Below are 9,744 nucleotides of genomic sequence, written 5' to 3'. Positions count from 1 at the left end.
CGGCTGCCCCCGCGGGTCTACGACGAGCTGTTCAGCGGCGTTGACCTGCTGCCGACGCTGCTGGGCCTGCTGGGCGTGGACGTTCCGGCCGACGTCGAGGGCGTATCGCACGCCCGCGCCCTCCTCGCGCCCGACCCGCACACCGTGCCGGTCCGGGACCACGTATACACGACGAAGACCTATCACGACTCGTTCGATCCCATCCGCGCGATTCGCACCAAGGAATACAGCTACATCGAGAATTACGCCCAGCAGGCCCAGCAGCGTCGGCAGCAGGTCAACGCCGCTGAACAGCTCGTCGTAGACCCGCGGGGGCAGCGCCCGGCCGGTCGGGGGCCTGATGATCATGCCGATGCCGGTTCCCGCGTCATAGAGCGTGGACTTGGCGCGGGGAAACGCTGGGCCGTGGTCGGTGAAGAACACCACCCAGGTGCTGTCATCGAGTCCCGACTCGGCCAGCGTGTCCAGCAGGCGGCCGACGGCGGCATCGGCCGTCGTGATCGACCCGTAGAAGCTGGCCAGGTCGTCGCGCACCTCGGGGGTGTCGGGTAGGTAGTCGGGCGGGTCGACCCCGGCGCTGTCCGCCGGCTCGTAACGGTCCCGGGGATAGGGCCGATGCGTCTCGAAGAACCCGGCGGTCAATAGGAACGGTTGGCCCGCGAGGTCTTCGGTGCCGTCTCGCAGCCAGTCGGAGGCCCGGTCCACCACGTATTCGCAGTAGGAGTTCGAGACGTCGAACTCGTCGAAGCCCAGTCGCTGGGGGTAGGAGGTCTCGTGCTGCATGCCGAAAAGCGCTGAGTACCAACCCGCATCGGTCAGTATCTGCGGCAGGGTGCGCACGCCGCTTCGGTATTCCCAGCCGTGATGCGCCAGCCCGATCAGGCCGTTGCTCTGCGGGTAGCGGCCGGTGAACAGCGACCCGCGCGACGGCGAGCACAGCGGCGCCGTGGCATGCGCCCTGGTGAACCGGATGCCCTCGGCGGCAAGGCGGTCCAGGCGGGGGCTGTCGACGTCCGGGTGCCCGTAGACGCCTAGGTAGCGGCCCAGATCGTGCCAGTGCACGATCAAGACGTTGTCTTTCCGGTCGGCTTCTTCGCCCGGCGCCAATTGCGTCACCTCTCAACTCGCCCGCGACCGGCGACGATACCGCAGCTAGTCGGGCGAAGGCGCAGGGATCCGACTCCAGCGGTTCTCGCAGACGAACTCCGACAGTGGCCGGGCGACAGCCCAGCCGTCGAGTTCCAACGCCGGCCGATCGGGGAATTCCGGCACCGGGCCCAGGCACAGGATGGCCACCGGCTCCGCCCCCGGGGGCATGTCGAGCAACGACGCCAACCGCTGCGGATCGAACAGCGAAACCCAACCCATGCCAAGGCCTTCGGAGCGCGCGGCCAGCCACAGATTCTGGATCGCGCACGAGACCGACGCGAGGTCCATCTGCGGCAGCGTCCGGCGGCCGAACACATGCTTGTCCCGGTCGTCGCACAGGGCCACCACGAGCAGCTCGGCGCACTCGAGGATGCCTTCGACTTTCAGCGCGAGAAACTCCTCGGCCCGCTCGCCCAGGGCCGCGGCGGTGAGCGGGCGCTCCTCGTCGACGAGTGCGTGAATGCGCCGCCGCAGCGAGTCGTCGGTGATCCGGACGAAGCGCCAGGGCTGCATCAGGCCGACGCTGGGCGCCGCGTGGGCCGCCTGCAGCAGGCGCGCCAGCACGGCCTCGTCCACCGCCGCGCCGGGTGAGAACTTCCGCATGTCGCGCCGTTCCGAGATCACCCGATAGACGGCCCGGCGCTCCTGCGGGCTGAAGGCCTGCTCGCTCACGGGAGTCATCGTAGGAAATCCGCGTTAGCGTGAACCGTGTCCGCGACACGCACCGGGTGAACACCCAGGAAAGGAGTGTTCCGTGAAGCCCTTTGACCTACTCGACCGGCCGCCCACCGACGGGGCCGCGGGTCGCGTGTACGGCGAGCCCTATCAGACACCGGACGGCACCACCGTCATCCCCGTGCTCAAACCGCTCGGCGTCTTCGTCGTCCACAACGGCGAAGCCTCCTGGAAGCCCGCCGTGGACGGGAACCGCATCGCGCTGATCGGGGTGATCACCGGCCTGCTGGCGGCGGTGATCGGCAGCCTGGCGGTGCTGCGCCAGCCGCCCTGGCCGCGGATGACGATCACGGACTATAGGTAACGCCGACCGCACGGAACACGTACTCGGGCGGCATGTCGAAGGCCAGGGACCGGCGCGGCAGGCCGCTGAGCACCTCGTCCGGAATGGCCGCCTTGTAGTGCAGCGACAACTCGCCGCTGAACTTCGGGTCGACCTTCGCGACGTCGACGTCGACCTGCAGGCCCGTCGACGAGATCTCGACCCGCGCCGCGCCGGTCTGCGGCGCGTCCCAGCGAACGTCGACGGTCGGGCCGGCCAGCCGCGGCAGCATGGACAGCGTGGCCAGCACCCGCTCGGAGGTGAACGCCAGCGAGCCCGTGTAGCTGGCGACACTGTGCGGCAATCGCACGCCCGGGATGGCGCCCTTGAAGCGCCGGGTCACCGCCACGAAGTCGGCGAGGTAGCGCACGCCTTCCGCCTCGAGCTGCGCGTAGACGTCGTCGGGCAGCTTGCCGATGCCGAGCAACCTGCGGACAAATACGGCCATGACGCCAGTATGGCGCGGGCCGGGCGACAGCGTGGTCGGGCCGCCGGACGCTGCGCGGAGCCCGGCTGGTATCCGTGGGATATGACCCGAGCGCGGACCATGCCGGCCCTGTGCGTCGCCCTGGTCGCGGCGGCCGTCTACGCGCTGATGTGGGCGGGCTACTCGCAGCACTGGCACTGGCAGCAGCGCCTGGATTGGTCGCTGCTGAACGCCGCGCGCGACGGCGCCGTCAAACACCCCTTGTGGGTGCGATTCTGGGCGGACGTCTCGTTCGCGCTGGGCCCGGTTCCGTTGCGCGTGCTCGGCGCGGTGGCGGCGACCGGCGCCCTGGTGGCGCGCCGGGTGCGGGCGGGGCTGTTGCTGTTGGCCTGCGCGCCGCTCAGCGGGCTCGTGACGGTCGCGGCCAAGGCGCTGGTGGACCGGCCGCGGCCGTCGACCATGCTGGTCCCCGCGGCCGAGACGTCGTTTCCGTCCGGGCACGCACTGGAGGTGACGGCCGCGCTGCTCGCGGGGTTGTCGTTGGTGTTGCCGACGATGAACCGGCTGATGCGCACCGTCGCGGAAGCGATGGTCGCCCTGAGCGTGTTGGCGGCAGGCGTCTCGCGGGTGGCGCTGAACGTGCATTACCCGTCCGACGTGCTGGCCGGCTGGGCGCTGGGTTATCTGTATTTCCTGTTGTGCGTCACGGTGATTCGTCCCCCGCGTGCGGCGCTCTCCCGAAAACCGTGCGACGCGGGCGATTTGGTCACGGCGCGGTGACCTAACCGGGTCTGAAGCTTTACTTGACCTTGCGCTGTACGGGTTCGACGATTGAGGGCATGCGCCGACTGCTCGCTTCGCTGTTCGCTTCGGCGTGCGCGTTTTCCGTGGCGCTGGCAATGGCGCCGATCAGCGGCGCGGCCGGCGCCCCCTGGTTCGCGAACGCCGTCGGCGATGCCACGCAGGTGGTTTCGGTGATGAGCACCGGCGGATCCAACGCGACGATGGACATCTATCAGCGCACGGCCGCCGGCTGGCAGTCGCTGCGGAGCGGGATTCCCACCCACGTCGGTTCGGCGGGCATGGCGCCGCAGGCCAAGAGCGGGGTGCCGGCCACCCCGATGGGGGTCTACACGCTGGACTCCGCGTTCGGCACCGCGCCCAATCCCGGCACCGGGCTCCCTTACACGCAGGTGGGGCCCAACCACTGGTGGAGCGGCGACGACCACAGCCCCACTTTCAACTCCATGCAGGTGTGCCAGAAGGCGCAGTGCCCGTTCAACACCGCCGAAAGCGAGAACCTGCAGATCCCGCAGTACAAGCACGCGGTCGTGATGGGCGTCAACAAGAACAAGACCCCCGGCGGCGGTGCGGCGTTCTTCTTCCACACCACCGACGGCAAGCCCACCGAGGGCTGCGTGGCGGTCGACGATGCTCAGCTGGTGTCGATCATGAAATGGCTGCGGCCCGGCGCGGTCATCGCCATCACCAAGTAGCGCGCGTCAGGCGTCGGTGGCCACCGCGCGACCGGGTTTGAGCGTGAAGTTCATGCCCTCCAACGACATTGTGGCGTCGTAGGTTCGGTCGTATCCGGTCCCGCAGATCTTCCAGCCGGCGTCGGTGCGCCGGTAGGTGTCGCGGTAGAAGGCGGCACCGATCAGCATGAAGTTCAAGTCGGCGACAATCACGCGGTCCTGCAGATACCAACTGCCCGTTGCCGTGTCGCCGTCGACGACGATGTCCGGATGGGTCACCCGGTGCTCGGTGATGACGTTGGCGGGCAGCGACGTACGCATGTACTCGACCAGGTCGTCGCGGTTGGTGAAGTGCAACTCGTTGCCGATCGACGGTCCGTAGTCGGCCTTGATGTCCTCGGCGAGTGTGTCGGCGAAGTCGTCCCAGTGCTTGGTGTCCAGCGCGCGCAGGTACCGGTACTTGACCTGCTTGATGGCTTCGATGTCGGCGAGATCTTGAGGGGTCATCAGGTCATTGCAGCACACGGGTCACCCGCCGCCCGCGCTCGCATCGAAGAGCCGTCGCCGAGACATAAACCACGGTCACCTTGCGCGGCGTGTCGTGTGCGTGGTTTAAGTGTCGCGGCAGCCCTGCGTGTCGGACAGGTAGCGGGTCACCATGTCGATCAGAGCCCGTCGCTCCAGGCTCCAGTCGATCGCAGTCCCGGTGACCATCTGCGCCAGCACCACACCGCGCAGCGCCGCCCAGATCACCTCGGCCACACCGGCATTCGCCGGATCTGCGGTGATCAGCCGACCCAGCTGACCGATCGCGTCGTTCATCTCCAGCAGGTGCCTCCGCGGGGACTCGCCGGGCCCGCCGCGCGTCGCCCGCAGGATCTCGAGCGCCGCCATCGAAGTCGGGCTGCTGTAGCAGCCCCACGCCGTGTCGACGACCACCTCGATGCGCTCGCGCAGCGGCAGCGCGCCGACGTCGGCCGACGACAGGCTGTCGATCAGCCGGTCCACCCCGTCGTCCACGACGGCCATCAGCAGGCCGTTGCGATCGCCGAAGTGGTACTGGATGACCCCCCACGTCACGCCCGCGCGTTCGGCCACGTGCTTGGCGGTGGCGGCCGGGAAGCCCTCCTCGACGATGCAGCGGACCGTCTCGTCGATGATGCGCGCGCGGGTGTCGTCGCCGCGCTTGCGCGGCGCGCTGGTGCGCCGGGTGGGGCCGATCAAGCCCGCGGCTACCTGACCTGCGGCGATGGACATCGTTGACTTTATAACATAGTCGAGTCTATTTTTGGGCCGTGAGCCGATCCCGGTACGCGCGGTTGACGCGCGAGCAGCTGGCCGTCCTGGTCCCCGAACTGCTCCTGATCGGGCAGCTGATCGACCGCTCGGGCATGGCCTGGTGCATCAGCGCGTTCGGCCGCGACGAGATGGTGCAGATCGCGATCGAGGAGTGGGCCGGCGCCAGCCCCGTCTATACCCGGCGCATGCAGCGTGCGCTCAACTTCGAGGGCAACGACGTGCCGACGATCTTCAAGGGGCTCCAGCTCGACATCGGCGCCCCACCGCAATTCATGGACTTCCGCTACACCGTGCACGACCGCTGGCACGGCGAATTCCACCTCGACCATTGCGGGGCGCTGCTCGACGTGGAGCCGATGGGGGAGCGCTACGTCTTCGGGATGTGCCACACCATCGAGGACCCGACGTTCGACGCCACCGCGGTGGCGACCAACCCGCGCGCCCAGGTGCGCCCCATCCACCGGCCCCCGCGGACGCCGGCCGATCGCCATCCGCATTGCGCTTGGACGGTCATCATCGACGAGTCCTACCCCGAGGCCCAGAGCATTCCCGCGTTGGACATCGTTCGCCAAACCCGGGCCGCCACATGGGAACTCGATCCGATCGACCGCTCCGACGAGGGCAACGCGGACTACTCCAGTCCGCTGCTGTCCGACTTCGACTTCGCCGGCTTCTCGCATTCGGCGCTGGTCCGGATGGCCGACGAGGTCTGTCTGCAGATGCACCTGCTCTACCTGTCGTTCGCCATCGCGGTGCGCGCCCGCGCCGCCGATGACGCGCAGGCCGTGTCGGTGTGCACCCAGGGGCTCACCGGCATCGCGGGCGTGGCCGCCGAGCGCATACACCGCGCGCTGGGACTCCCCGGCGGCATCGCGGGGGTGCTCGAGGTCCTCGAACTGCACCCATTGCTGAACCCCGCGGGCTATGTCCGCGCGGAAACGGCGGACCGGCTGGTCGTGCACCGCTCACCGGCCCACGACGATGCCGCCTGGATCGCGCTGTGTTCCCCGGGTTCCGTTCAGCCGCTCCAGGCGATCGCCACCGCCGTCGACCCGCACGTCGAGGTCCGGGTCAGCGGCACCGGCACCGACTGGACCGCGGAACTGGTCGAAACCGACACGGCGGCGGCCGAACTGCCCGAGGTGTCGGTAACGAAGGTCAGCGGCGGAGCGACATTCCAGTTCGAGCCGAGGCGATCGCTGCCGCTGACCGTGGTGTAAGCACGAGCGTCGATTTGTCAAGGGGCCGCCGGTACCGCTTCGGTGACGAGGCGGCATCGACCGGGTACCGATGACGTTGCAAGCCATCGGTTTTGGGCGTGTCCGCGGCTATGGTTAACGCTGGCCACCGACCCCTATAGACGAAGGTTTTCGCTCTATGTACGACCCACTTGGGTTGTCGATCGGGACCACGAACCTGGTCGCTGCGCGTAATGAAAGCCCACCGGTTACCCGGCGCTCGGTGCTGACTCTTTATCCGCACTGCGCGCCGAAAGTCGGTGCGCCCGAAGAGAGTTCGTATCCATTCGAGCCCGGCGTGATGATGAAGGGCTTCGTGGAGCGCATCGGTGATTCGGTGGCGCTGGTGTCGGCCGACGGGTCCGCCCACGACCCGGAGCTGCTCACGGTGGAGGCCCTGGACGCGATGGTGCGCGCCGTCGGCGCGGACGCGTCCTGCGCGGAGATCTCCATCGCAGTCCCGGCGTACTGGAAACCCGTTACGGTGCAGGCATTGCGCGACGGGCTGCGGACTCATCTGGGATTCGTTCGCAGCGGCATGGCGCCCCGGCTGGTTTCGGACGCCATCGCGTCGCTGACCGCGGTGAAGGCCGAACTCGGGCTGCCCGACGACGGCGTGGTGGGGCTGCTCGACTTCGGTGGCGGCGGAACCTCGGCCACGTTGGTGAACGTCGCCGGTGATTTCGAATTGGTCAGCGCCACAATGCGTTACGCGGCCCTGTCGGGCGACGAGATCGATCAGGAGCTGCTGCTGCGGGTCTTCGAGGAGCTGGGTCGCGGCAGCGGCATCGATCCGGCCAGCACGGCGGCCGTCGGGCAGCTCGGCGAATTGCGCGAACAGTGCCGGCTGGCCAAGGAACGGCTGTCCACCGACGTCGTGACCGAGATCGCCGCCGTGCTCGGCGAACGCAGCTGCAGCTTCACGCTGAAGCGCGACGATCTCGAAGACCTGATGGCGGATCGGCTGACCGGCTTCATCTACGCCCTGGACGACATGCTGGTGCGCTACCGCAAGAACTGGGGCGACCTGGCGGCGGTGGTAACGGTCGGCGGCGGTGCGCAGATTCCGCTTGTCGCCGAACGGCTTTCGATCCACGGGCGCACGCCGATCCTGACTCCGTCGCAGCCCGCCCTCGCGGCAGCCTGCGGAGCGCTGCTGCTGGCGGCCCGCGGCGAGGAGCTGAGCCTGCGCACCAGGACCTCGATGAGCCTGCTGGCCTCCGCCCACGCCACCGGCGACGTCGTCGACCTCGGGGCCGGCGATGTGCTGGTGATCGACGACGAGGCGCTGACGGATCGTGAGCTGGCCTGGTCGCAGACCGAGTACCCCGGCGACCTGCGGGTGCGGTTCGGCGGCGAAACCTATGACGAGGACGGGCCGTCCGGCTGGTCGATGCGGCTGAACGTCATCGACCCGCCCGCGGAGCGGCCGTGGCGCCGCCTGCGGTTGTCACAGTTGATCATCGGCATGTCGGCCCTGGTGGCGATGACGGCGATCGGTGGCGTGGCCTACACGCTGACCGGGATCGAACACCGCCAGGCGCCGCCGGCGCCCAGCGTCGCACCCCGGCCGGCGCCGGCCAGCCCGCTGGTCCCGCGCACCGTCGCGCCGCCGCCGCCGACGGCCGTGCCGCTCCCGCCCAGTGCCGCGCCGGTGCCCAGTCCCGCGCCGCCGCCGCCCGAACCGCCGCCGTCGCCGCCACCGTCTGCGCCGCCGCCGGTGGTCATCACCACGCAGGCGCCCCCCGTCTACACCCCGCGGCACACCGCGCCGCCGACCCAGGCGCCCACCACGACCGCCATGACGACGCCCCCGCCGCCGCCGTCGACCACCACCGAGACGCCGCCCCCACCGTCGACGACCACGACCACCACCACGACGGTGCCGATGACCACCGAGTGGATCCACGTGCCGCTGCTGCCGGTGCCGATTCCGGTTCAGGTCCCGCAGACCCAGGCCCCCCAGGCGCCGGCCCCGCAGTATCCGCAATATCCGCAGTACCCGCAGTACCAGCAGTACCCGGGGAACTCCCAGAATCCCTTCCTGGGCCCGGGCTACTAGCCCCCGTCGTTCCTGCTGAGCGCGCTCGACGAGCGTGCCCGTTTCCGCGCGGGTAGCGTGGTGTCACCCGGTCGGGCGGGTCTATCCGGCGGTGCCCTCATCGAGGGACCTCGGAAAAAAATCAGCGCAAATCAGCGGACTGCGGAGGCGTGAAGTGGACATCGTGCTTGGGGTCTCGATGGCTCCCGGGACGGTCCGCCTGGTGGTCATCGAGGGCCAGAACGCCGACGGTGTCACCGTCGAACAGGACGAGTTCGGTGGCGCGGTCGACGAGGTCATTGCGGCGATCGGCGGCACCCGCGAAGGTGCGGAGGCGGGCGGCCACCAGCTGGTGTCGACGGGCGTGACCTGGACGGACCGAGCGGACGTCGGCGCGCTACGGGAAGCGATGACCCAACACGGCATGGGCAACGTGATGCTGGTTTCCCCGTTGCTGGCCGCGGCCGCGCTGGCCCAGACGGTCGGGTCCGCGCTCGACTACGCGCACATCGCGATGCTGTACGTGGAGGCCGAGACCGCGACGCTGGCCGTCGTCGACGTCGCCGACGGGTCGATCGTCGACCTGCACCGCAAGCAGCTGGCCAACGCCGGAAAGGAGCCGCTCGCCGCCGAGTTGGCGACGATGGTCGCCGGTCTGGGCGCGCGGGGTGCTCACGCGGACGGCGTGTTCCTGATCGGCTGCGGCGTGGACATCGTGCCCGTCAAGCCCGCGCTCGAGGCGGCGACCCCGCTCGAGCTGTCGGCGCCCGAGGAGCCGGAGCTGGCGCTGGCCCGCGGGGCCGCGCTGGCCTCGGCGAACGCGCCGCTGTTCGCCTCGTCCACGGCGGCGCTGGCGTACGCGCTCGACCCCGGCACCGGAGAGGTGAGCCCGCGACCGCTCGGCCCGACGTACCTCGACGTCTGGGGCAACGCCGACGCCGAGGCTCTGGCCTACAGCGCCGTGCCCGACGACGACGTGGTCGTCCCGCGCCGGCGACGGCCCATGTTCCTCGCCGGGAGCGCACTGGCCGGCATCGCCGCCATCACCGCCGGGGTGG

Annotated in this window: 11 protein-coding genes and 1 pseudogene; 6 read left to right on the top strand and 6 right to left on the bottom strand. The window is 69.5% G+C overall.

The window, feature by feature from the left end; genetic code table 11:
* On the bottom strand, positions 1–1,116 hold a 1,116-nt coding region (locus tag A5691_RS01615; RefSeq protein ID WP_231982289.1), incomplete at its 3' end, for a sulfatase-like hydrolase/transferase.
* Positions 1,117–1,152: 36 nt separating this feature from the next.
* Positions 1,153–1,830 carry a 5,6-dimethylbenzimidazole synthase gene (bluB, locus tag A5691_RS01610; RefSeq protein ID WP_067760805.1) on the bottom strand — a complete coding sequence of 226 codons (678 nt, stop codon included), beginning with the start codon at positions 1,828–1,830 and terminating at the stop codon, positions 1,153–1,155.
* 73 nt (positions 1,831–1,903) lie between these two features.
* On the opposite strand from bluB, the gene A5691_RS01605 reads away from it, so the two are divergent.
* Positions 1,904–2,188, top strand: coding sequence for a hypothetical protein (locus tag A5691_RS01605; protein ID WP_067760807.1), 285 nt, complete (start codon positions 1,904–1,906; stop codon positions 2,186–2,188).
* Here A5691_RS01605 and A5691_RS01600 read toward each other — a convergent pair.
* Positions 2,172–2,654, bottom strand: a complete 483-nt coding sequence (locus tag A5691_RS01600) for a hypothetical protein (RefSeq protein ID WP_067760809.1) — start codon at positions 2,652–2,654, stop codon at positions 2,172–2,174. The genes A5691_RS01605 and A5691_RS01600 overlap by 17 nt on opposite strands.
* An 81-nt stretch (positions 2,655–2,735) precedes the next feature.
* Here A5691_RS01600 and A5691_RS01595 point away from each other — a divergent pair, with 81 nt between their 5' ends.
* Positions 2,736–3,413 (top strand): phosphatase PAP2 family protein, encoded by a 678-nt coding sequence (locus tag A5691_RS01595; RefSeq protein WP_068015824.1) that lies wholly within the window; start codon positions 2,736–2,738, stop codon positions 3,411–3,413.
* Between the two features lie 19 nt (positions 3,414–3,432).
* Here A5691_RS01595 and A5691_RS28485 read toward each other — a convergent pair whose 3' ends face one another.
* Positions 3,433–3,618 (bottom strand): hypothetical protein, encoded by a 186-nt coding sequence (locus A5691_RS28485; protein WP_231980973.1) that lies wholly within the window; start codon positions 3,616–3,618, stop codon positions 3,433–3,435.
* Here A5691_RS28485 and A5691_RS01590 point away from each other — a divergent pair.
* Entirely contained in the window at positions 3,533–4,129 is a 597-nt protein-coding gene (locus A5691_RS01590) for a L,D-transpeptidase (RefSeq protein ID WP_231980972.1), read from the top strand. The genes A5691_RS28485 and A5691_RS01590 overlap by 86 nt on opposite strands.
* Positions 4,130–4,135: 6 nt before the next feature.
* On the opposite strand, the gene A5691_RS01585 is transcribed toward A5691_RS01590, so the two are convergent.
* Complete coding sequence (locus A5691_RS01585; protein ID WP_197499070.1) at positions 4,136–4,615, bottom strand: nuclear transport factor 2 family protein; 480 nt, start codon at positions 4,613–4,615, stop codon at positions 4,136–4,138.
* Between the two features lie 105 nt (positions 4,616–4,720).
* Complete coding sequence (locus tag A5691_RS01580) at positions 4,721–5,365, bottom strand: TetR/AcrR family transcriptional regulator (RefSeq protein WP_068015820.1); 645 nt, start codon at positions 5,363–5,365, stop codon at positions 4,721–4,723.
* Positions 5,366–5,403: 38 nt separating this feature from the next.
* Here A5691_RS01580 and A5691_RS01575 point away from each other — a divergent pair, with 38 nt between their 5' ends.
* From A5691_RS01575 to A5691_RS01565, 3 genes and pseudogenes are all read left to right on the top strand, one after another.
* Complete coding sequence (locus A5691_RS01575; protein ID WP_068015819.1) at positions 5,404–6,627, top strand: hypothetical protein; 1,224 nt, start codon at positions 5,404–5,406, stop codon at positions 6,625–6,627.
* Between the two features lie 157 nt (positions 6,628–6,784).
* A complete protein-coding gene (locus A5691_RS01570; protein WP_068015812.1) occupies positions 6,785–8,707 on the top strand; it encodes an Hsp70 family protein in 1,923 nt (640 codons plus the stop codon).
* Between the two features lie 154 nt (positions 8,708–8,861).
* A pseudogene (locus tag A5691_RS01565) lies at positions 8,862–9,744 on the top strand (hypothetical protein); the annotation flags it as partial.

Origin of the sequence: Mycobacterium sp. E183, from assembly GCF_001667735.1 — a bacterium.
Lineage (GTDB): Bacteria > Actinomycetota > Actinomycetes > Mycobacteriales > Mycobacteriaceae > Mycobacterium.
The sequence above is the reverse complement of the archived record's forward strand: the minus strand, read 5'-3'. Positions and strand labels throughout refer to the sequence as shown.